Source organism: Streptomyces sp. NPDC024698 (genome assembly GCF_055559015.1).
Map to the genome: position 1 here is coordinate 16,095 of NZ_JBVHLK010000016.1, position 20,876 is coordinate 36,970.

The 20,876-nt window shown below is 71.8% G+C and carries 17 protein-coding genes and 1 pseudogene; 12 read left to right on the forward strand and 6 right to left on the reverse strand.

Annotated features, from left to right (window positions below):
* Window positions 1-20: 20 nt before the first annotated feature.
* Both ACZ4AA_RS28070 and ACZ4AA_RS28075 read right to left on the reverse strand, forming a co-directional pair.
* Entirely contained in the window at window positions 21-1,925 is a 1,905-nt protein-coding gene (locus tag ACZ4AA_RS28070) for an ABC transporter ATP-binding protein (protein ID WP_467608878.1), read from the reverse strand.
* Window positions 1,922-3,736, reverse strand: a complete 1,815-nt coding sequence (locus tag ACZ4AA_RS28075) for an ABC transporter ATP-binding protein (RefSeq protein ID WP_467608881.1) — start codon at window positions 3,734-3,736, stop codon at window positions 1,922-1,924. Before ACZ4AA_RS28075 ends, ACZ4AA_RS28070 begins: the two co-directional genes overlap by 4 nt.
* 159 nt (window positions 3,737-3,895) lie before the next feature.
* On the opposite strand from ACZ4AA_RS28075, the gene ACZ4AA_RS28080 reads away from it, so the two are divergent.
* From ACZ4AA_RS28080 to ACZ4AA_RS28095, 4 genes are read left to right on the forward strand one after another with little or no spacing between them, the layout of a single operon-like run.
* Complete coding sequence (locus ACZ4AA_RS28080) at window positions 3,896-4,798, forward strand: ABC transporter ATP-binding protein (protein ID WP_467608884.1); 903 nt, start codon at window positions 3,896-3,898, stop codon at window positions 4,796-4,798.
* A complete protein-coding gene (locus ACZ4AA_RS28085) occupies window positions 4,795-5,529 on the forward strand; it encodes an ABC transporter permease (protein ID WP_467608887.1) in 735 nt (244 codons plus the stop codon). Before ACZ4AA_RS28080 ends, ACZ4AA_RS28085 begins: the two co-directional genes overlap by 4 nt.
* Before the next feature lie 25 nt (window positions 5,530-5,554).
* The gene (locus ACZ4AA_RS28090) at window positions 5,555-6,820 is read left to right on the forward strand and encodes a sensor histidine kinase (protein ID WP_467608889.1); all 1,266 of its coding nucleotides are present in this window, start codon (window positions 5,555-5,557) and stop codon (window positions 6,818-6,820) included.
* Window positions 6,810-7,451: a response regulator gene (locus ACZ4AA_RS28095; protein WP_467608891.1), complete on the forward strand. Its 642-nt coding sequence runs from the start codon at window positions 6,810-6,812 to the stop codon at window positions 7,449-7,451. The genes ACZ4AA_RS28090 and ACZ4AA_RS28095 overlap by 11 nt, the downstream gene beginning before the upstream one ends.
* 32 nt (window positions 7,452-7,483) lie before the next feature.
* Here the strand turns inward: ACZ4AA_RS28095 and glgX are convergent, their stop codons facing one another.
* Complete coding sequence (gene glgX / locus ACZ4AA_RS28100; RefSeq protein ID WP_467608894.1) at window positions 7,484-9,808, reverse strand: glycogen debranching protein GlgX; 2,325 nt, start codon at window positions 9,806-9,808, stop codon at window positions 7,484-7,486.
* A gap of 151 nt (window positions 9,809-9,959) precedes the next feature.
* Between glgX and ACZ4AA_RS28105 the strand changes: the two genes are divergently transcribed.
* The 6 genes from ACZ4AA_RS28105 (at window position 9,960) to ACZ4AA_RS28130 (ending at window position 16,744) form a co-directional block, all read left to right on the forward strand.
* On the forward strand, window positions 9,960-11,177 hold the full coding sequence (locus ACZ4AA_RS28105) for a L,D-transpeptidase (RefSeq protein WP_467608896.1): 1,218 nt from the start codon (window positions 9,960-9,962) through the stop codon (window positions 11,175-11,177).
* A gap of 181 nt (window positions 11,178-11,358) precedes the next feature.
* Complete coding sequence (locus tag ACZ4AA_RS28110; protein WP_467608899.1) at window positions 11,359-12,606, forward strand: L,D-transpeptidase; 1,248 nt, start codon at window positions 11,359-11,361, stop codon at window positions 12,604-12,606.
* A gap of 123 nt (window positions 12,607-12,729) precedes the next feature.
* Window positions 12,730-13,497: an enoyl-CoA hydratase/isomerase family protein gene (locus tag ACZ4AA_RS28115; RefSeq protein ID WP_467608901.1), complete on the forward strand. Its 768-nt coding sequence runs from the start codon at window positions 12,730-12,732 to the stop codon at window positions 13,495-13,497.
* Window positions 13,498-13,840: 343 nt separating this feature from the next.
* Window positions 13,841-14,344 carry an ATP-binding protein gene (locus tag ACZ4AA_RS28120; RefSeq protein WP_365739183.1) on the forward strand — a complete coding sequence of 168 codons (504 nt, stop codon included), beginning with the start codon at window positions 13,841-13,843 and terminating at the stop codon, window positions 14,342-14,344.
* Window positions 14,345-14,705: 361 nt separating this feature from the next.
* Window positions 14,706-15,545: a polysaccharide deacetylase family protein gene (locus ACZ4AA_RS28125; protein ID WP_467608904.1), complete on the forward strand. Its 840-nt coding sequence runs from the start codon at window positions 14,706-14,708 to the stop codon at window positions 15,543-15,545.
* Window positions 15,545-16,744, forward strand: coding sequence for a YVTN family beta-propeller repeat protein (locus tag ACZ4AA_RS28130; RefSeq protein ID WP_467608908.1), 1,200 nt, complete (start codon window positions 15,545-15,547; stop codon window positions 16,742-16,744). Before ACZ4AA_RS28125 ends, ACZ4AA_RS28130 begins: the two co-directional genes overlap by 1 nt.
* 34 nt (window positions 16,745-16,778) lie before the next feature.
* On the opposite strand, the gene ACZ4AA_RS28135 is transcribed toward ACZ4AA_RS28130, so the two are convergent.
* Window positions 16,779-17,414, reverse strand: coding sequence for a GNAT family N-acetyltransferase (locus tag ACZ4AA_RS28135; RefSeq protein ID WP_467608911.1), 636 nt, complete (start codon window positions 17,412-17,414; stop codon window positions 16,779-16,781).
* Window positions 17,415-17,604: 190 nt separating this feature from the next.
* Between ACZ4AA_RS28135 and ACZ4AA_RS28140 the strand changes: the two genes are divergently transcribed.
* Complete coding sequence (locus ACZ4AA_RS28140) at window positions 17,605-17,817, forward strand: EF-hand domain-containing protein (protein ID WP_328553301.1); 213 nt, start codon at window positions 17,605-17,607, stop codon at window positions 17,815-17,817.
* 129 nt (window positions 17,818-17,946) lie between these two features.
* Window positions 17,947-18,645, forward strand: a pseudogene (locus ACZ4AA_RS28145) (NADPH-dependent F420 reductase); the annotation flags it as partial.
* Window positions 18,646-18,702: 57 nt separating this feature from the next.
* Here ACZ4AA_RS28145 and ACZ4AA_RS28150 read toward each other — a convergent pair.
* Window positions 18,703-19,875, reverse strand: coding sequence for a N(5)-(carboxyethyl)ornithine synthase (locus ACZ4AA_RS28150; protein ID WP_467608916.1), 1,173 nt, complete (start codon window positions 19,873-19,875; stop codon window positions 18,703-18,705).
* A gap of 194 nt (window positions 19,876-20,069) precedes the next feature.
* On the reverse strand, window positions 20,070-20,627 hold the full coding sequence (locus ACZ4AA_RS28155; RefSeq protein WP_467608920.1) for a glycoside hydrolase family 25 protein: 558 nt from the start codon (window positions 20,625-20,627) through the stop codon (window positions 20,070-20,072).
* Window positions 20,628-20,876: the final 249 nt, after the last annotated feature.

The following is a 20,876-nucleotide window of genomic DNA, read 5'->3' on the forward strand; positions in this document are numbered from 1 at the left end:
GCCGGTCGCGTCCGGCGCCGTCAGACGAGACTGTCGCGCCACGCCCGGTGCAGATCCGCGAACCGGCCGGTGCCCTGGACGAGTTCGCCGGGTGTGCCGTCCTCGACGATCCGCCCGTGCTCCATCACCAGCACCCGGTCGGCGATCGCCACCGTCGACAGCCGGTGCGCGATGACGACCGCCGTCCGCCCCCGCAGGACCGTCGACATGGCGCGCTGCACGGCCCGTTCGCCCGGGATGTCCAGGGAACTGGTCGCCTCGTCGAGGATCAGGACGGCCGGGTCGGCGAGCAGGGCCCGCGCGAAGGACACGAGTTGGCGCTGGCCGGCGGAGATACGGCCGCCGCGCTTGCGGACGTCCGTGTCGTAGCCGTCGGGCAGGGCGCTGATGAAGTCGTGCGCCCCGATCGCCTTCGCCGCCCGCTCGATCTCCTCGCGGGTGGCCTCGGGGCGGCCGATCGCGATGTTCTCGGCGACGGTGCCCGAGAACAGGAACGCCTCCTGGGTCACCATCACGACCCCGCGCCGCAGTTCGGGCACCGGCAGCTCGCGCAGATCGACGCCGTCGAGCAGGACCCGCCCGTCGGAGGGGTCGTAGAACCGGGCCAGGAGTTTGGCCAGCGTCGACTTGCCGGCGCCCGTCGAGCCGACCACGGCGACCGTCTGTCCGGCCGGCAGCGTGAGCGAGAAGGTGGCGAGGACCTCCCCGCCGGTGCGGTACGCGAACCGGACCTCGTCGAACTCGACCGCGCGGCCCGGGTGTTCGGAGGCGAGGGCGGGCAACTGCCGGGGCGCGGCCGGCTCGGGCACGGTCGGCGTCTGGGCCAGCAGCCCGGCGATCTTCTCCATCGAGGCCGCCGCGGACTGGTAGGAGTTCAGGAACATGCCGAGGCGGTCGATGGGGTCGTAGAGCCTGCGCAGATACAGGACCGCGGCGGCGAGCACGCCGAGCGCCAGCGAACCGGACGCGACCCGGTAGGCGCCCCACAGCACGATGCCCGCGACCGCCGTGTTGGCGACGAGGCGGGAGCCGACGACATAACGGGCCATCTCCAGCAGGGCGTCGCCGTTGGTCTTCTGGTGCCGTTGGTTGAGCACCCCGAACTCGGCCTCGTTGGCGACCTCCCGGCGGAACGCGCGCACCGGCCGGATGCCGTTCATCGTCTCCGCGAACTTCACGATCACCGCGGCGATCGTCGTCGAGCGGATCGCGAAGATGCGGCCCGCGCGGCGCTGGTAGCGGCGGATGAGCAGATACAGCGGCACGAAGGAGACCACCGCGACCGCGCCCAGACCCGCGTCCAGCCAGAGCAGCATCGCGGAGATGTAGACGAAGGACAGGATCACGGTGACGAGTTCCTGGAGCCCCTCGCTGAGCAGTTCGCGCAACGACTCGACGTCCGTCGTGGAGCGGGAGATCAGCCGGCCCGAGGTGTAGCGCTCGTGGAAGTCGACGCTGAGCGCCTGGGCGTGCCGGAAGATCCGGCCGCGCAGATCGAGCAGGACGTCCTGGTTGACCCGGGCCGAGGTGATGATGAACGCGTACTGGAGGGCGCCGGAGGCCGCCGAGCACAGCGCGTAGGCGACCCCCACGGCGATCAGCGGTCCGTGGTCGTCCTGCCGGAAGGCCGGTACGGCACGGTCGATGGCGTACGCCACCAGCAGCGGGCCCGCCTGCACCGCGGCCTGTTGGAGCAGCAGCAGGACGGTGGTCACGGCCACCCGGGCCCGGAGCGGGGCGAGCAGCGAGCGCAGCAGCGTCGCGGTCGCGCCCGGGGGAGCGGGCAGGGTGTCGTGGTCGAAGGGGTCCCGGGACGCCTCGGTCCGTGGGGCGGCCCGCCGTTCGTGCTCCCGGCCGCCGGGTCCGTCGTCCGGTTCCTCGTGGGGTTCCTTGTCCGGTGCGGTGGTCGTGGGCGCCGCCGTCATCGGTCGTCCTCCTCTGCACCCGACATCAGGTGGGCGTATTCGGCATGGGTGCGCAGCAGTTCGTGGTGGGTGCCGACCGCCGTGATGCGGCCGCCGGAGATCAGGGCCACGCGGTCGGCCAGCAGGACGGTGGAGGGGCGGTGGGCCACGATCAGCGCGGTCGTCTCCGCCAGCACCCGGCGCAGCGCGGCCTCGACCGCCGCCTCGGTGTGCACGTCCAGCGCCGACAGGGGGTCGTCGAGCACCAGGAAGCGCGGGCGGCCGACCACCGCGCGGGCCAGCGCCAGCCGCTGCCGCTGCCCGCCGGAGAGGCTGAGGCCCTGTTCGCCGACCTGCGTGTCCGTGCCCTCGGGCAGGGTGTGCGCGAAGTCGGCCTGGGCGACGGCGAGGGCGCGGTCCAGCTCCGCGCGGCCGGCCGTGTCGGGGGCGCCCATCAGGACGTTCTCGCCGACGGTGGCCGAGAAGAGGGTGGGTTCCTCGAAGGCGACGGCGACGAGTTCGCGCAGTTCCTCGCGGGGCATCCCGGCGATGTCCCGGCCGTCCAGGGTGATCCGTCCGGACGTCACCTCGTGCAGCCTGGGGACCAGCGCGGTGAGGGTGGTCTTGCCGGTGCCGGTGGCGCCGACGAGCGCCATGCTCTCGCCGGGGCGGACGTGCAGGTCGATCCGGGCCAGCACGGGTGGCGCGTCCGCGGGGGCGTCGGGATAGCGGAACTCGACGGCGTGGAACCGCAGCCCGCCCTCGCCGTCGGCGGCGCGCGAGCCCCGCCGCGCCGTCCGGCGGTCGTCCCGCGCGGCCGCGCCGTCCGACTCCGGTGTCGCGTCCATGACCTCGAAGTACCGTTCCGTGGCCGTCGCCGCCTCCTGGCTCATCGCGAGCAGGAAGCCGATCGAGTCGACGGGCCAGCGCAGCGCGAGCGCGGTCGACAGGAACGCGACCAGCGTGCCGGCGGACAGACGGCCGTCGGCGACCTGGACGGTGCCGAGGACGAGGGCGGCGCCGATGGCGAACTCGGGCAGCGTCACGATGACGCCCCAGATGGAGGCGAGCAGCCGGGCCTTGACCAGCTCCGTGCCGCGCAGCGTCCCGGACAGCTCGCGGAACGCGCGCGCCTGGCTGCGGTGACGCCCGAACCCCTTGATGATCCGGATGCCCAGCACGCTCTCCTCGACCACCGTCGTCAGGTCGCCGACCTGGTCCTGTGCCCGCCGCGCCACCTCCGAGTAGCGCCGCTCGAAGGACCAGCAGACGACCATGACGGGGACGGCGGGGGCGAGGAGCACCAGCCCGAGGGTCCACTGCTGGGCCAGCATGATGGCGATGCCCGCGAGGATCGTCACGCCGTTCACCAGCAGGAAGGTCAGCGGGAACGCCAGGAACATGCGGACCAGCATCAGATCGGTGGTCGCCCGGGACAGCAACTGGCCGGAGGCCCAGCGGTCGTGGAAGGCGACCGGCAGCCGCTGGAGACGGGCGTACAGACCGGCCCGCATGTCCGCCTCGACCCCGGCCAGCGGGCGGGCCACCAGCCAGCGGCGCAGCCCGAACAGACCGGCCTCGGTGATGCCGAGGAGCAGCAGATACAGCGCCCCGAGCCAGACACCCGCGGGATCGTGCCCGGCGACCGGACCGTCCACCATCCACTTCAGGATCAGCGGGAACACGAGGGAGAGACAGGAGGCGACCACCGCGACGGCCGCCGCGCCGAACAGCCTCGCCCGCACCGGGCGTACATACGGCCACAGGCGCAGCAGGCTGCGTACGGTCGAACGGTCGGGGTGATCCGGGGTGGCTGCGTCGGAGGTGCTCATCAGGACCGAGCCTACGATTCACCACTGACAGTGCCCACCGAGTTTTCGGCGCACCTGGATCGTTCGAAGGGTCGTACCGCCGCATCAACCGATCGGCTGATGCCGGTCCGAGCGCGATGGCCGATGTGACGGCGGGGTCCCCGCTGGGACGCTCGGGGCATGTCAGTCATCGAAGTGAGCGGACTGCGCAAGTCCTACAACGGCAGGGCCGTCGTCGACGACGTCTCCTTCACCGTCGAGGAGGGCGAGATCTTCGGGATCCTCGGCCCGAACGGCGCCGGCAAGACCACCACCGTCGAGTGCGTCGAGGGGCTGCGGGTCCCCGACGCGGGCCGGGTCCGGGTCACCGGCCTCGACCCCTTCACCGACCGCGAGGCCACCAGCCGCGTCCTCGGCGCACAGCTCCAGGAGAGCGAACTCCAGCCGAAACTCACCGTGCGCGAGGCGCTGGAGCTGTACTCCTCGTTCTACCCGGACCCGGCCGACTGGCGGACGCTCGCCGAACGCCTTGCCCTGACCGACCGGCTCGGCACCGGCTTCGGCAAGCTCTCCGGCGGCCAGAAGCAGCGCCTGTTCATCGCGCTCGCGCTCATCGGCAGCCCGCGCGTGGTCGTCCTCGACGAGCTGACCACCGGACTCGACCCGCGCGCCCGCCGCGACACCTGGGCGCTCATCGAGGACGTCCGCGACCGGGGCGTCACCGTCCTGCTGGTCACGCACTTCATGGAGGAGGCGCAGCGGCTGTGCGACCGGATCGCGGTCATCGACAAGGGACGCGTGGCCGCCCTGGACACCCCGGCCGGGCTGATCCGCCGCTCCGCCGGTTCCACCGTCATCAGCTTCACACCGTCCGCGCCGCTGGAGGAGCGTGACCTGGCGGCGCTCCCCGCGCTCGCGTCCGTCGAGCACAGGGACGGCCGCCTCACGCTGTCCGGCACCGACGAGACCGTGAACGCGGTCATCACCCTGCTCGCCCGGCATCGCGTCACAGCCCACCAACTCCGCGTCACCGACGCCACCTTGGACGACGCGTTCCTGGACCTTACGGAGGTCACGGCATGAACACCGCAGTCCTGCGCACCGAGATCCGCCTCTTCCGACGTGAACCGGGCGCCCTGTTCTGGATTCTGCTCTTCCCGACCCTCCTGCTGGTGATCCTCGGCTCGATCCCCTCCTTCCGGCAGCACCAGGCGGATCTCGGCGGCCTGCGCACCATCGACGTCTACGTCCCGGTGGCCGTACTGCTCGGACTGATCGTCGGCGGACTCCAGTCGATGCCGCAGACCCTCACCGGCTACCGCGAGCGCGGCGTCCTGCGCCGCATGGCCACCACCCCGGTCCGCCCGGGTGCCCTGCTGTCCGCGCAGACGGCGGTGTACGGCGGTGCCGCCCTGGCGTCGGCGCTGCTCGTGCTCGCGGTCGGCCGGCTCGCCTTCGGCGTACGACTGCCGAGGCAGCCCCTCGGCTACCTCCTCGCCCTGCTGTCGGCCGTTTTGGTCGCCCTCGCTCTCGGATCGGTGGTGTCGGCGCTGTCCCGTACGACGAAGATCGCCGGGGCGATCGGATCGGCCGTGTTCTTCCCCTCGATGTTCTGCGCGGGCGTGTGGCTGCCGGTGCAGTCCATGCCGCACCTGATGGCCCGGATCGTCGGCTTCACCCCCTTCGGCGCGGCCGCGCAGGCCCTGAACCAGGCGGCGGCCGGTCACTGGCCGGGCTGGGGTCATCTCGGCGTGCTCGCGGTGTGGGTCCTGCTGCTGACCGGTGCGGCGGTCCGCTGGTTCCGGTGGGAGTAGGCGGCCGGCCGTGCAGACTGGGCCCATGACCGTGACGGACCGGCAACTCGACCGACGCTGGGAGCAGTTCCACACCTGGGGCCCTTACGGGCTGCTGGGCATCAGTGTCGTCCTCGCGGTCGCCTCCGCCGATCCGCACGCCGCCCCGGTCGAGTGGTACGCCGCCTGGGCCCTGTCCGGCGCGGGGGTCGTGCTCCAGCTGTGGTGGCAGAGCACGCGTCCCCACAGGCCCGGACGCGGCCGTACGCCGTCCCGGGCCGGGACGGCGTACTACGCCCTGCGGTGGGCCCTCGCCTTCGCCCTCACCTGGATCACCCCGTTCTTCGCGTTCTACGCCGCCTGCGGCTACATGGACGCCGACGAACTGATACCGCGCGGAGGGCAGCGGCTCGGACTGTTCGCGAGCGCGGTCACCGTGGCCGGCGCGCAGGCGGGCGGAATGCCGTTCGGGAGCGGAGCCCAGTGGATCGTCTTCGCCGGGCTCCTCGCCGCCAACTCCGGTCTACAGATGGTGGTCGCCCACCTCACCACCCAGGAGGCGCAGCGGGTCCGTGAGCGCACCGAGACCATCGCCGAACTGGAGCTCACCAACGCCGCGTTGCAGCGGGCCCTCGACGAGAACACCGCCCTGCACGCCCAACTGCTCGTCCAGGCGCGGGAGGCCGGGGTGGCGGAGGAACGCCGCCGGCTGGCCGCCGAGATCCACGACACCATCGCCCAGGGGCTGACCGGCATCATCGCCCAGCTCCAGGTCGTGGCGGGCACTTCCGATCCGGCCGGCGCCCGCGTCCACCTCGAACGCGCCTCGGCGCTCGCCCGGCACAGCCTCGGCGAGGCCCGCCGCTCGGTGCACAACCTGGCCCCGGTGGCGCTGGCGGACGACGGTCTGCCGGAGGCGCTGAAGAAGACGGTCGCCGAGTGGGGCGAACGCACCGGCGTGCGCTCCGAGTTCACCGTCACCGGTACCAGCGAGCAGCTCCACGACGAGGTCGCGGCCACCCTCCTGCGCATCGCCCAGGAAGCCCTCTCCAACGCCGGGCGCCACGCGGCGGCCACCCGGGTCGGGGTGACCCTGAGCTTCATGGGCGACGAGGTCACCCTCGACGTCCGCGACGACGGCCGCGGCTTCGACCCGATCGCCGTCCCCGCCCGCACCGGCTCCGGCGGATTCGGCCTCGACGGCATGCGCGCCCGCGCCGAACGCATCGCGGGGCACCTCGCGGTGGAGTCCGAACCGGGCCACGGCACGGCGCTCTCGGCTCGCGTACCGTTGGTGCGCCATGACCGATGACACCCGTATCTCGCTGCTGATCGTCGACGACCATCCCGTCGTACGCGACGGCCTGCGCGGCATGTTCGAGTCCGCGCCCGGCTTCACGGTCGTCGGCGAGGCGGTGAACGGGGCCGAGGCCGTCGAGCGGGCCGCCGCCCTCGACCCGGACGTGATCCTGATGGACCTGCGCATGCCGGGCGGCGGGGGAGTGGACGCCATCGCCGAACTGACCCGGCGCCGCTCCCGTGCCCGGGTCCTCGTGCTCACCACGTACGACACGGACTCCGACACCCTGCCCGCGATCGAGGCGGGCGCCACCGGCTATCTGCTCAAGGACGCGCCCCGCGACGACCTGTTCACTGCGGTCAGGGCCGCGGCCCAGGGCCGGACCGTGCTGTCCCCGGCCGTCGCCTCCCGCCTGGTGTCGGCGGTGCGCGCGCCCGCCTCCGCCTCCGAGTCCCTCTCGGCCCGTGAACGCGAGGTGCTCGTCCTGGTGGCCCGCGGCACCCCCAACCGCGAGATCGCCCGCGAACTGTTCATCAGCGAGGCGACCGTGAAGACCCATCTCACGCACGTGTACGGCAAGTTGGGCGTCAAGGACCGGGCGGCTGCGGTGGCGACGGCGTACGAGCGGGGCATTCTCGGCTGACCGTCCGCGCCGGGGCCGCCGCGAGGGCCCCGCTACCGGCGGACCCGCAGCAGCAGCACGGTCCTGGGCGGCACCGTGATCGCGGTGCCCGCCCGGTGCGTGAGCGCGGGCGCCTCGGCCTGCTCCTCCCGGGAGGTGTCCACGACCACCTCGTACCCGCCGGCCCAGGGCGCCCCCGGCAGCTCGAAGGGGGCCGGCCGGTCCCCGGCGTGCAGCACGGCGAGGAAGCTGTCGTCCACGACCGGGGCGCCCCGCGCGTCCCGGCCGGGAATGTCCCGCCCGGACAGGTACATGCCGAGGGTCGCGGCGGGCGCGTACCAGTCCCGCTCCGTCATCTCCGTGCCCCGCGCGGTGAACCAGGCCAGGTCCCGCAGCCCGTCCGCCGAATGCGCCCGCCCGGAGAAGAACGCACGGCGGCGCAGTACGGGATGCGCGTGCCGCAGCGCGATCAGCCGGGACGTCAGCTCGAACAGCGCCCGCCAGTGCGGGTCGTCGAGCTGCGACCAGTCGACCCAGCTGATCTCGTTGTCCTGGCAGTAGGCGTTGTTGTTGCCCCGCTGGGTACGCCCGAACTCGTCCCCGGCGACCAGCATCGGCACCCCCGTCGACAGCAGCAGTGTCGTCAGCAGGTTCCTCAGCTGGCGCCGCCGCAGCGCCCGCAGTCCCTCGTCCTCGCTCTCTCCCTCCGTCCCGCCGTTCCAGGCCCGGTTGTCGTCGGTGCCGTCCCGGTTGCCCTCGCCGTTCGCCTCGTTGTGCTTGCGCTCGTACGACACCAGGTCGCGCAGGGTGAAACCGTCGTGCGCGGTGACGAAGTTGACGGAGGCGTACGGGCGCCGGCCGCCCCAGGCGTACAGGTCGCTCGACCCCGACAGGCGGTAGCCCAGATCCCGTACGTCGGGCAGGGCCCCGCGCCAGAAGTCCCGCACGGCGTTGCGGTAGCGGTCGTTCCACTCCGTCCACAGGGGAGGGAAGGCGCCGACCTGGTAGCCGCCGGAGCCCACGTCCCAGGGCTCGGCGATCAGCTTGACCCGGCGCAGTACCGGATCCTGGGCGATGACGGCGAGGAAGGGCGAGAGCATGTCGACGTCGTGCATGGACCGGGCCAGGGCCGCCGCCAGGTCGAAGCGGAAGCCGTCGACGCCCATCTCGGTGACCCAGTAGCGCAGCGAGTCCGTGATCAGCCGCAGCACCTGGGGCTGCACGACGTGCAGGGTGTTGCCGCAGCCCGTGTAGTCCGCGTAGCGGCGGGCGTCCGACTGGAGCCGGTAGTACCCCCGGTTGTCGATGCCGCGCAGCGACAGCATCGGGCCGAGCTCGCCCGCCTCCGCGGTGTGGTTGTAGACCACGTCGAGGATGACCTCGATCCCCGCCGCGTGCAGCGCGCGCACCATCCGTTTGAACTCGCCGACCTGCTGGCCCCGGGTGCCGGAGGCCGCGTAGGAGGCGTGCGGGGCGAAGTAGCCGATCGAGTTGTAGCCCCAGTAGTTCCTCAGCCCCCGGCGCAGCAGGTGGTCCTCGTGCGCGAACTGGTGCACCGGCAGCAGCTCCACCGCGGTCACCCCGAGGTTCACCAGGTGCTCGATCGCGGCCGGGTGCGCCAGTCCCGCGTAGGTGCCGCGCAGCTCCTCGGGGATCCCCGGGTGCAGACGGGTGAATCCGCGCACGTGCAGTTCGTAGATGACCGAGTCGGCCCAGGGGGTCTTGGGGCGGTGGTCGTCCGACCAGTCATCGTCGTCCTGGACGACCACGCCCTTGGGGACCAGCGGCGCCGAGTCGCGGTCGTCGCGCACGGTGTCGGCGACCTGCTGCTGCGGCCAGTCGCGGACGTGCCCGTACACCTCCGGAGGCAGCGTGAAGTCGCCGTCCACCGCACGGGCGTACGGGTCGAGCAGCAGCTTCGCCGGGTTCCAGCGGGCGCCGGTCCACGGGTCCCAGCGGCCGTGCACCCGGAAGCCGTAGCGGCGGCCGGGGAGCACTCCGGGGACGAAGCCGTGCCAGATCTCGTGGGTGAGTTCGGTGAGCGGGACGCGGGTCTCGGCGCCCCTCTCGTCGAAGAGACACAGGTCGACGGCCTCCGCACCGCCCGCCCACAGCGCGAAGTTGGTGCCCGTCGTGCCGTCGGGCCCGACCCTGAAGCGTGCGCCGAGCGGCGTCGGGGCGCCCGGCCAGGCGGTCACGGCCGGCGCCGCCGGATGACGTGAGCCGTTCAGCGCGGGTGCCGCCGGCTCCACCGCGGGGTCCGCGGCCGGAGGTGCGGCGGCGGACGGTCCCGCCGGGTCCGTGACGGTCTGCGCGGGCAGCCCGCCGCCCGCGGCGCGTCCCTCGTGGACCGCCTCCTGCTCGGGTGCGCTCGACACCGGTCAGCCTCCCACGGCTCGTGGAACGGCACGGAAAAGGGTGCACGGCGTCCCGGCCGCGGCTCCTTGGCGCGTCGTCCTCCCCACTGTTCTGCCCAGAGCGTGGCTCGCACTCACGTTTCCCGGGAGGGGCGGCGTCGTTGGGTCCCTTGTGAAGCACGTACAGACGCGCGCGCGGCGCGCAGGGGCCGCGCTGGCCGCCGTACTGACCTGGGCCGGCCTGCTGGCCGGAGCCTCCGGCTGCACCTCCGGCGGGATCGGGGAGGCGTTCGGCAAACCACGGTCGCCCGCGGACGCCATCCATGTCTCGCCCGACGACAACAGCAAGGGCGTACGCCCGCGGGAGCCACTGCTCGTACGGGTGCCCGGCGGGCGCCTGGAGTCCGTGAGGGTCGTCAGGTCCCAGGACGCCGAGGAGTCAGCGGTGCCGGGGCACATCAGCGAGGACGGCCTGTCCTGGAAGCCGGACGGCGCCCGGCTCGCCCTCGCCGCCAAGTACACCGTGGACGCGGTGGCCCTGGACGGCGCCGGACACCGCTCGGCCCGGCACACGACGTTCACCACGGCCGTACCCGACGAGCGGTTCATCGGGTACGTCACCCCGGAGGACCGCTCGGTCGTCGGCACCGGGATGATCGTCTCCCTGGAGTTCAACCGGGAGATCGAGAACAGGGCCGCCGTCGAGCGCGCCATCCACGTGGAGGCGCACCCGGCGGTCGAGATCCGCGCGCACTGGTTCGGCGGCGGCCGCGTCGACTTCCGTCCCGAGCGGTACTGGAAGCCGGGCACGAAGGTCACCGTGGCGCTGGGACTGCGCGACGTCGAAGGGGCTCCCGGGGTCTACGGACTCCAGTCCAGGACCTTCTCGTTCACCGTCGGCCGTGACCAGACGTCCCTGGTCGACGCCCGCGCCCACACGATGGAGGTGCGCCGCGACGGCAGTCTTCTGGCCACGGTGCCGATCACGGCCGGGGCGCCGAAGACGACGACGTACAACGGGAAGATGGTCGTCACCGAGATGCTCGAAGTGACCCGGATGAACAGCAGGACCGTCGGTTTCGGCGGCGAGTACGACATCCCCGACGTCCCGCACGCGATGCGCTTGACCGACTCCGGGACCTTCCTGCACGGCAACTACTGGGCGCCCGACGCCTTCGGCAACACCAACGTGAGCCACGGCTGCGTGGGTCTGCGGGACGTGAAGGGCGGCAGCTCGGACACCCCGGCGGGCTGGTTCTTCGACCGCAGCCTCGTCGGGGACGTCATCGAGGTCGTCCACAGCAAGGACAGGACGGTCGCCCCCGACAACGGACTCGGCGGCTGGAACATGGGCTGGAAGGCGTGGAAATCGGGTGGGGCGGTGAAGTAACCCGATATACGGGTATGCGCACGACGGGCTCCAGCCGCGCCCCGTACGGCCGAAGTTGGGACTGAACGGTGACCTTCCCGGGGATCCATCGCTCCTGGCCGTGTGATTAATTAGCGCGATACGCGCGTGGGACGCGCTGGAGTGCGGGCCTGATCAGGCCGTGCGAGGGGAGAGACACATTTTGAACGGGCGACCGATATCGGGGGCGTCGGTTGGCGCGCGGACACGGACGAGCACGGGAATCCTGGCGCTGCTGCTGGGAGTTCTGATGCTGGCCGTGACCGCCTGCGGCGGGGGCGGGGGCGCGGACAAGGAGTCCGGCTCCGGTGACGGCAAGGGCAAGAGCGCCGCGAGCGCGGACACCAAGGCCTCGCAGGCCGTGGTGACCATCGCGCCGAAGGACGGCGCGGCCGACGTGAAGACCAGCGGCGTCCTCAAGGTGACCGCGGCCAAGGGCAAGCTGACCGCGGTCGAGGTGCAGGACACCAAGGGCAACGCTGTCAAGGGCAGCATCACGGACGGCGGCGCCACCTGGACGCCCTCGACCCATCTCGCCGCGGCCACCAAGTACAAGGTCCACGCGGTCGCCAAGGACTCCGCGGGCCGTGAGGCGGCGGAGGAGGCGGCGTTCACCACGCTGACCCCGAAGAACACGTTCGTCGGCATCTACCAGCCGGAGGACGGTTCCAAGGTCGGCGTCGGGATGCCGTTCTCGGTCCGCTTCACCCGGGGCATCACGCACCCGGACGAGGTCCGCAAGGCGATCACCTTCAAGACCGAGCCCGCGGTCGACGTCGAGGGCCACTGGTTCGGCAACGACCGTCTCGACTTCCGCCCCGAGCACTACTGGGCGGCCGGCACGAAGGTCACCGTCACCCTGGACCTCGACGGCGTCGAGGGCCGCCCGGGCGTCTACGGCAAGCAGGCCAGGACCGTGAAGTTCACGATCGGCCGCAGCCAGGTCAGCACGGTCGACGCCAAGACCCACAAGATGGTCGTCAAGCGTGACGGCAAGGTCCTTCGGACCATCCCGATCACGACGGGCAAGCCGGGATACGAGACCTGGAACGGCCAGATGGTCATCAGCGAGCGCCTCAAGGTGACCCGTATGAACGGCGAGACGGTCGGCTACGGCGGTGAGTACGACATCAAGGACGTGCCGCACGCCCAGCGCCTGACCGACTCGGGCACCTTCATCCACGGCAACTACTGGGGTGGCGGCGCCTTCGGCAACGTCAACGCCAGTCACGGCTGCGTCGGTCTGCGCGACGTGCGCGGCGGCTACGACAGCAAGGTGCCGTCGGCCTGGTTCTTCGACAACTCGATGATCGGCGACGTGGTGATCGTGAAGCGCTCCCACGACCGCACGGTCGACCCGGCCAACGGCCTCAACGGCTGGAACATGTCCTGGTCGGACTGGACGAAGTGAGGCCGTCCCGCCTGAACGGGTGACCGCCTCCGCGTCGGTCGCGCGGCCGTTTCGCACCGGGCCGGGTGTGCTGTGACCCAGCACACCCGGCCCGGTTCCGTTAACGGCCACTAACCTGCTTCCATGACTGTGCATCTCGAAGTGGCCGAAGGCGTGGGCACCATCCGCCTGGACCGCCCTCCCATGAACGCCCTGGACGTGGCGACGCAGGACCGCCTCAAGGAACTGGCCGAGGAGGCCACCCTGCGCCCGGACGTGCGGGCCGTGGTGCTGTACGGCGGGGAGAAGGTGTTCGCGGCGGGCGCGGACATCAAGGAGATGCAGGCCATGGACCACGCCGCGATGGTCGTACGGTCCCGGGCCCTGCAAGACTCCTTCACCGCCGTCGCCCGCATCCCCAAGCCCGTCGTCGCCGCCGTCACCGGATACGCGCTCGGCGGCGGCTGCGAACTGGCCCTGTGCGCCGACTACCGCATCGCCGGGGACAACGCCAAGCTGGGCCAGCCGGAGATCCTGCTCGGCCTCATCCCCGGAGCCGGCGGCACCCAGCGGCTCTCCCGGCTGATCGGCCCCTCCAAGGCCAAGGACCTCATCTTCACCGGCCGGATGGTCAAGGCCGACGAGGCCCTCGTGCTCGGCCTGGTCGACCGGGTCGTCCCCGCCGACGAGGTCCACACCGCCGCGCACGCCTGGGCCGCCAGGCTCGCGCAGGGCCCGGCCATCGCGCTGCGCGCCGCGAAGGAGTCGATCGACGCGGGTCTTGAGACGGACATCGAGACCGGACTGGCCATCGAACGGAACTGGTTCGCCGGTCTGTTCGCGACGGAGGACCGCGAGCGGGGCATGCGGAGCTTCGTGGAAGAGGGTCCCGGCAAGGCGAAGTTCCTCTGACCGTCCGCCGCGCCGGCCCGCGACGAGGCGTCCGCCTCCCGGGCCGGCGCGGCTGTTTTCACCCTCGCTTCTCCCCTTGGTCCACTCACGGTTGACGGGGTGTCGGGACGGTGTCCCTCGAAGGGGCGCTTTATCCCAGGCTTAAGGCAACCTTAAGCACGCCTTGTCCCGACGCGGCGGCGATTGCCCCGGACCGGTACGTTCCGGCAGGTCGGAGCGGCTCCGGAGGTCGCCGAACTGCCTCTGGCATATGCCGATCGGATGGGGTGGAATGTCGCGTTCCGGGGGGCCTATTCCTTCGGAACGGCCCCGGAGGGGGCTCGGGGCGGCCATGATGGGGGGCATGGCGGGGCTGGAGGGCATGGAACAGCCGCGGCGGCACGGAAGTGCGACCGCGGCGCGCTGGACACCTGCGGTCGAGGACGAACGGGCGCTCAAGGCACTGGAGTTGTTCGGCAATCCCACCGAGGGCGAGGTGCCGTTGCCGTCCCGCCCGGAGTCCGCGGCCACCGCGCGACGCCTCACCCAGGTCGTGGTCCTGAGGCACTGGGGGCTGTCCCCGAAGCTGACCGAGGACGCGGTCTTACTCGTCTCCGAACTCGTGGGCAACGCCGTACGGCACACCGGCGCCCGCGTCTTCGGACTCCGTATGCGCCGCCGCCGCGGCTGGATCCGTATCGAGGTCCGTGACCCCTCCCGCGGCCTTCCCTGTCTCATGCCGGTCCAGGAGATGGACCTGAGCGGGCGGGGCCTCTTCCTCGTCGACAAGCTCTCCGACCGCTGGGGCGTCGACCTGCTGCCCCGCGGCAAGACCACCTGGTTCGAGATGCGTGTCGTGGACCGCTGACCCGCCGGGTCCGCCATGTCCACCTGGCCCGCGGGTCCGCCCGGCCGGGTACGCGTGAGCCCCGGCCGCGTGGCAGCCGGGGCTTGCGGGGTGTCGCGGAACGAATGGGGTGTGAACCGCGCCACCGGCGACAACCGTGGCCCGGGTCAATGGGTGGAGGTCGCACCGCCGACTATCGCAGACCCGGGCGACTGATCCAAAACAGGGCCGCCCGCTCCGCTTTCCGGTCCCCGGGGTCGTGATGAGCGGACCGACGTTCCGGAGCGCGCGGCTCCGTGGCCGGGGAGCGTGAAGCGACCCGCACCACCACCCAGTGGGACCAATCGCCGGTTTTTCGGCCGATTCACCCTTAAATGGTCCGGTGACCTCGCCCGCCGAAGACCCCGCAGCCTCCGCCCCGCCCCGGCGCGCTGCCCTGCTCACGGGACTCGCGCTCACCGCAGGAACCCTCGCCGCCGGAGTGACCGCGGGCTGTTCCGCCCCGCGAACCGCCCACGCCCAGAACCTCACGACACCTCCGGCCGCGCCCAGCGCACCCCACGCCACGACGACCCGCGGAGCCCCCGCGCTCGCCCCCGGACCCCGCCTCTATCCCTCCCAGCCGCCCGAGATCACCCACGGCCCCCGCAGCCATCCCTCCAGAGTGGCCCTCACCTTCCACGGCCAGGGCGACCCCTCCGTGGCCAAGGCCCTGCTCGGCGAGGCCGAGAAGGCCGGCGCCCGGGTCACCGTCCTCGCCGTGGGCACCTGGCTGGACGAGCACCCGGACCTCGCCCGCCGCATCCTCGACGGCGGCCACGACCTCGGCAACCACACCCTGCGCCACCTCGACATCAACGCCATGACCCAGGCGGAGGCGGCCGCGGAGATCCGGGGCTGCGCGGACCGTCTCAAGAAGCTCACCGGCTCGATCGGCACCTGGTTCCGGCCCTCCCGCAGCCCCCGGGCCTCCCCCCTGGTCCAGCGCCTCGCCCGCGACGCGGGCTACCCGCACACGCTCTCCTACGACGTCGACTCCCTCGACTACACCTCGCCGGGAGCCGCCGCCGTCACCCGCAAGGTGCTGGCCGAGGTCCGTCCGGGCTCCGTCGTGAGCCTGCACTTCGGATACGCCGACACGGTCGCCGCCCTCCCCGCCCTGCTGCACGAACTCGACCGCCGCGGCCTCGGCGCGGTCACCACCACGGAGTTGCTGAGCTGATGCTGACGCCACCCTCCTGCCTGCGCCGCGTCCTGATCGCGGGCGCCGCCCTCACCACGTTCGCCGCCCTCGCCGGCTGCGGCGCCCCCTCCCGGAGCCACGCCGACCGGACCCACACCACCACCAAGGCGGCCGTCCCGCCCGCCCCGGTCAAGAAGCCGGCCGCCCAGGGACTGCCCGGCATGCCCCCCTTGCTCGACCCCACGGACGTGTACGCCGCCGACCGCCCGGGCCGGCTCTCCCCGGTGGTCAAGGACTTCCCCTCCCGGGTCTACGTGCCCAACACCAACTCCGACACGGTCTCCGTCATCGACCCGGCGACGTACAAGGTCATCGAGACGATCCCGGTCGGCGTCCAGCCCCAGCACGTCGTCCCCTCCTGGGATCTGAAGACCCTGTGGGTCAACAACGACCGGGGCAACACCCTGACCCCCATCGACCCGAAGACCGGCAAGGCAGGCAAGCCGGTCGACGTACACGACCCGTACAACCTCTACTTCACGCCCAACGGCAAGTACGCGATCGTGATGGCCTCCCTCGACCGCGAACTCGTCTTCCGCGACGCGCACACCATGAAGACCGTCAAGACCGAGCCGGTCAGCTGCTACGGCGTCAATCACGCCGACTTCTCCCCGGACGGCCGCTACTTCATCGTGTCCTGCGAGTTCAGCGGTGAACTCCTGAAGGTCGACACCGAGCAGATGAAGGTGATCGGCCAGCAGAAGCTGCCCTTCCACGGGGCGATGCCGCAGGACGTGAAGATCTCCCCGGACGGCAAGCGGTTCTACATCGCCGACATGATGGCCGACGGCGTGTGGATCCTCGACGGCGACAAGTTCACCCGGCCGACGCTGCTGCACACGGGCAAGGGCGCCCACGGCCTCTACGTCAGCCGGGACTCGCGCGTGATGTACATCTCCAACCGCGGCGAAGGCACCATCTCCCTCTTCGACTTCGCCCGGAACCGGCTCACCGACAAGTGGCGCCTGCCCGACGGAGGCAGCCCCGACATGGGCGGTGTCTCGGCCGACGGCAAGGTCCTGTGGCTCTCCGGCCGCTACAACTCGGAGGTGTACGCCATCGACACCCGCACCGGCCACCAGATCGCCCGTATCCACGTCGGCAGCGGCCCGCACGGCCTCGCCGTCTACCCCCAGCCCGGCCGTTACTCGCTCGGCCACACCGGCATCTTCCGCTGACCCGTCCGCGCGGGCCGTTCCGCGTCCGCCCCGCTCAGCGGGCCGGGAGCAGCAGCGCCTCCGCGCCCACCGGCACATAGCCCGCCGCCAGGAACGCCCGCACACTGCGGGCGTTGCCCGGTGAGACCTGCGCCCACACCGGCTCCGCCGCGAGGTGCCGGGCGGCCGTCACCAGCAGTCGGCCCAGTCCCCGCCGCCGTAGCCCGTCCGCCACCTCGACCGAGACCTCCAGCCGGCCGGCCACCCCGCGCCCCAGCACGACCACACCGCCGTCCGCGGCCCAGGCGCGCACCTCGTCACGGCGCTCGCGCGCGTAGGCGAGGCGCGGGTGGACCGGACCGGCGAGTTCCGCCAGGTCGAGCGGCGCCCCGCCGGGCAGCGGCGTGCCCACCAGCAGCGCGTCCACCGTGTCGTGGGCGCGGCCCGTGCGGTCCATCAGGGCCGCGAGGAAACGGGGGTTGAGCGGCGCGGCGAGCGGGTCGCAGCCGACCGCCCGCAGCGCGGACCGCACCCACCGCGGGTCCTCGTCCGTGAAGACGACCGAGTGCCCGGTGAGGGAGAGGACCCCCGTGTCACGGCGCGAGGGCGCCGGCACGATCGCGGTGGCGCCGTCGTCCGGCGGGAAGACACCGCGAGCGACCGCGTCGAGCAGGTCCCGCACCGTGTCCATCGCGCTCCTTGAGTCTCCACCCGCCGCAAGGGCCAGACTCGCAGACGTGGTCGACGCCGGCAGGGCTGTCGGGCACTGTGAGGAGTTCGTCCGGGTACTCGCCGCACTGCGCGCTCATCCGGACCGTTAATCTGACCTCCGTACACAAGGCAGTAACGCATGCAGTGATGCACGACGAAGGGGCGGATCGGTGGCCGACATCGAGGAAGCACGTAAGCAGTTCGAGCGGATCGATACGGACGGTGACGGGTTCATCACCGCGGCCGAGTTCAAGACCGCTCTCGCCCAGGGCGGCGACTGGAACGTCACCGAGTCGGTGGCGGAGGCCGTCATCGCCACCCGTGACCTCAACGGCGACAAGGTCCTCTCGTTCGACGAGTTCTGGACCCACCTGAGCAAGTGACGTCCGCCGAAGGGGCGCCCACCGGTCTTCCGGAGGGCGCCCCTTCGCCGTACGGAGCCCGGCGCGAGGGCGTTCACCCGGACGCCGCGGGTCCGGAATAGCGCCCGCACCCCTGGGGTTGGTGATGCCCATCAGGAGCATCACCTCCGGAAGGGTCTGTCTCTCATGAAGATCGGCATCATCGGCGCGGGCAACATCGGCGGCAACCTCACACGGCGGCTCACGGCCGCCGGTCACGATGTCCTCGTCGCCAACTCCCGTGGTCCCCAGACGCTCGGCGAGCTCGCGGAGGAGACCGGGGCGACCCCGGTCGCGGTCGAGCGGGCGGCCGAGGGCGCGGACGTCGTGATCGTCACGATCCCGCTCAAGGCCGTGCCCGACCTGCCGGACGGCGTCCTGGACGGAGCCGCCGAGGGCGCCGCCGTCATCGACACCGGCAACTACTACCCCCAGCAGCGCGACGGCAGGATCGCCGGGATCGAGGACGACGGTCTCACCGAGAGCCGCTGGACCGCCCGGCAGCTCGGTCACACGGTGATCAAGGCCTTCAACGGCACCTTCGCGCAGGACATCCTCGACCGTGCCCGGCCGGCCGGCGCCCCCGACCGCATGGCCCTCCCGGTGGCCGGCGACGACGAGGCGGCGAAGCGGCGCGTGCGCGACCTGATCGAGGAGATCGGTTTCGACACCGTCGACTCCGGCGGCCTGGACGACTCCTGGCGCCAGCAGCCCGGCACCCCCGTCTACGGCCTCCGCGAAGGCCGCGACGCGGTGACGAAGGCCCTGGCGGAGGCGTCCCCGGAGCGGCAGGCCGACTTCCGCGGGTGATCGCCTAGGTCGAGCCCGCACGGTCTCGTCCGCCCGGCGACGCCTGGCGCGCGGTCTCTAGACCGCCTGCCTCAAGGCGTCCGCCGGAATCCTCGGGGCGTGCGGGTAGACGGCGGACCGGTGCTGGAAGGAGAGGATCTTCGGGTTCTGGACGACGCCGTCACGGATCTCGATGGCCTTGCGGACCGTGATGTCGGCGTCCCAGGCGGCGGGGCCGCTCATGACCTTGCGCAGGTAGGGGAGGAGCGCCTCGCTGATCTCCCAGGTGGCGGAGTTCCACAGGTGGGACGGGCTGTGATCCACCGCGTAGTAGTGACAGCCCGCGCCGACGGTGGGCATGGGCTCGCCGAACGTGGTCGGGCGGGCCCAGGCGAAGCCCATGCCCTCGTCGCAGGCGACGTCGATGAAGAACGTGCCCGGCCGGAACCGGGAGAGTTCCTCCTCGGTGACGAACGTGAGCGGCGCGTCGGTGTCCTGAAGGATGCAGTTGACGACGATGTCGAACCCGGCCAGGTACTCCGCCAGCGGTACGGGTCCGGCCGGAGTGGAGGCCTGGAGACGTGAGGGGTCGCCCGGCTGCTCCTCGAAGTGGCCCATCACGACCGAGGGCATCGGCGAGGCCACCGCCGCGGCCTCGCGCTGGGTGAGCACCGTGACGTCGGAGACCCCCATGGCCCCCAGGCCCGTGACCGCTCCGCGTGCCGTGGCACCGAAACTGATCACCACCGCGCGCATCCGGCGTCCGTAGCTGCCGGTCAGCCCCCCGAGCTGGAGGGCGTGCAGCACCGAGCAGTAGCCCGCGAGCTCGTTGTTCTTGTGGAAGACGTGGACGCTGAAGGCGCCCGTGGAGGTCCAGTGGTTCATGGCCTCCCAGGCGATCAGCGTCAGCCGCCTGTCGATGCCGATCTGGGTCATCTTCTCGTCCTGCACGCAGTGCGGCCATCCCCACAGCACCTGGCCCTCGCGCAGTTCGGCGACGTCTTCGTGCAGGGGCTTGGGCAGCAGCAGGATGTCGCACTCGGCGACGAGTTCCTCGCGGGAGCGCAATCCGGCCACCAGGGGGCGCAGGGTGTCGTCGCCGACGCCGAAACGCCGGCCGTAGCCCTTTTCGAGGAAGATCCTCTCGCGCACGTCAGGGGCGATCCGGTCGAGGTGGCCGGGGTGCAGCGGCAACCGGAACTCGTTCTCCTTGCGGGAGGAGGCCAGTACTCCGAGACTCATCAGACTCATGTGGGGCGGCTCATTTCCTGCCGGACGCGATGCGCTCCGGCCTTGCCGTTCCCCGAGGGCGACGCCGCGACGGATGGCGGCGTGCGAGGTGCGCTCGGTACCGCAACCGTACTCCGGTCCAGGTCGCCGACCGCCCGCCGCTCGTCCGAGCCCGGCGGGCGGGGAGGCGCGATGCCCCCTGGGCGCTGAAATCCCTAGGCGCCGTCGGCCCACGCGCGCAGGGCGGCCTTGGTGCCGAAGTCCGCGACGTCCCGGTCCACCGGATCGGAGGTGTACTGGTGGAAGCGCCACTTCGCCTGGACGCGTGGCTCGCCCGCGCTCACGTAGTCGGCGATCCACAGACCGTCGCCGGCGTACGAGGTGGTGTCGATGTTCAGCCAGAAGTCTCGGTTCGTGTAGAGCACCACGCGGTTGTCAGGGCGGAGTTCCTTCACCTTCCGGATGAAGCGGTCCTTCTCCGCGTTGCTCGCGTGGGTGCCGTCGCCGGTGGTCTCCCAGTCGACGGCGAGCAGGTCGCCCGCCCGCTCGGAGGCCTTGCCGACGAAGTACTCGGCCTGGGCGGTGATGTCCCCGGGCCACAGGAAGTGGTAGAAGCCCACGACGCAGTCCGCGTCGCGGGCGGTCCTCACCTGCGCGGTGAGTTTCGGGTTGACGTACGAGCGGCCCTCCGTCGCCTTGACGAAGACGAAGGAGAGTCCGGCGGTGCCGTACGCGGACGACTGGTAGGCGCTGACGTCGATGCCTCGCAGCATGGGTGGAGCCTCCGTGCATGGGGGGAGACGGGCCGCGCGGGGCGACGCCCGGGGCCCGTGCGGAACAACAACTTCCTTTGGAATTACCCCACTTAGCCCCCTTGACGCTCGCACGCGTGACCGCCCGGAGCGCGCCGGGACCGTGCGGGGACCACGTCGTGCCCGCGCGGACGCACCGCGGAAGTCGCGGAGACAGGCGGAAGTCCTAGCCGCCGGCGAGGCGGCAGGGACCATCGCCCTATAGCCCCG

Bases quoted from the DNA above. Each gene is read 5' to 3' on its own strand.
- ACZ4AA_RS28070 (WP_467608878.1), bottom strand. From the start codon at position 1,925: ATGACGGCGGCGCCCACGACCACCGCACCGGACAAGGAACCCCACGAG.
- ACZ4AA_RS28075 (WP_467608881.1), bottom strand. From the start codon at position 3,736: ATGAGCACCTCCGACGCAGCCACCCCGGATCACCCCGACCGTTCGACC.
- ACZ4AA_RS28150 (WP_467608916.1), bottom strand. From the start codon at position 19,875: ATGAGTCTGATGAGTCTCGGAGTACTGGCCTCCTCCCGCAAGGAGAAC.
- ACZ4AA_RS28130 (WP_467608908.1), top strand. From the start codon at position 15,545: ATGCTGACGCCACCCTCCTGCCTGCGCCGCGTCCTGATCGCGGGCGCC.
- ACZ4AA_RS28155 (WP_467608920.1), bottom strand. From the start codon at position 20,627: ATGCTGCGAGGCATCGACGTCAGCGCCTACCAGTCGTCCGCGTACGGC.
- ACZ4AA_RS28135 (WP_467608911.1), bottom strand. From the start codon at position 17,414: ATGGACACGGTGCGGGACCTGCTCGACGCGGTCGCTCGCGGTGTCTTC.
- ACZ4AA_RS28120 (WP_365739183.1), top strand. From the start codon at position 13,841: ATGGCGGGGCTGGAGGGCATGGAACAGCCGCGGCGGCACGGAAGTGCG.
- ACZ4AA_RS28095 (WP_467608891.1), top strand. From the start codon at position 6,810: ATGACCGATGACACCCGTATCTCGCTGCTGATCGTCGACGACCATCCC.
- ACZ4AA_RS28085 (WP_467608887.1), top strand. From the start codon at position 4,795: ATGAACACCGCAGTCCTGCGCACCGAGATCCGCCTCTTCCGACGTGAA.
- ACZ4AA_RS28115 (WP_467608901.1), top strand. From the start codon at position 12,730: ATGACTGTGCATCTCGAAGTGGCCGAAGGCGTGGGCACCATCCGCCTG.
- ACZ4AA_RS28080 (WP_467608884.1), top strand. From the start codon at position 3,896: ATGTCAGTCATCGAAGTGAGCGGACTGCGCAAGTCCTACAACGGCAGG.
- ACZ4AA_RS28090 (WP_467608889.1), top strand. From the start codon at position 5,555: ATGACCGTGACGGACCGGCAACTCGACCGACGCTGGGAGCAGTTCCAC.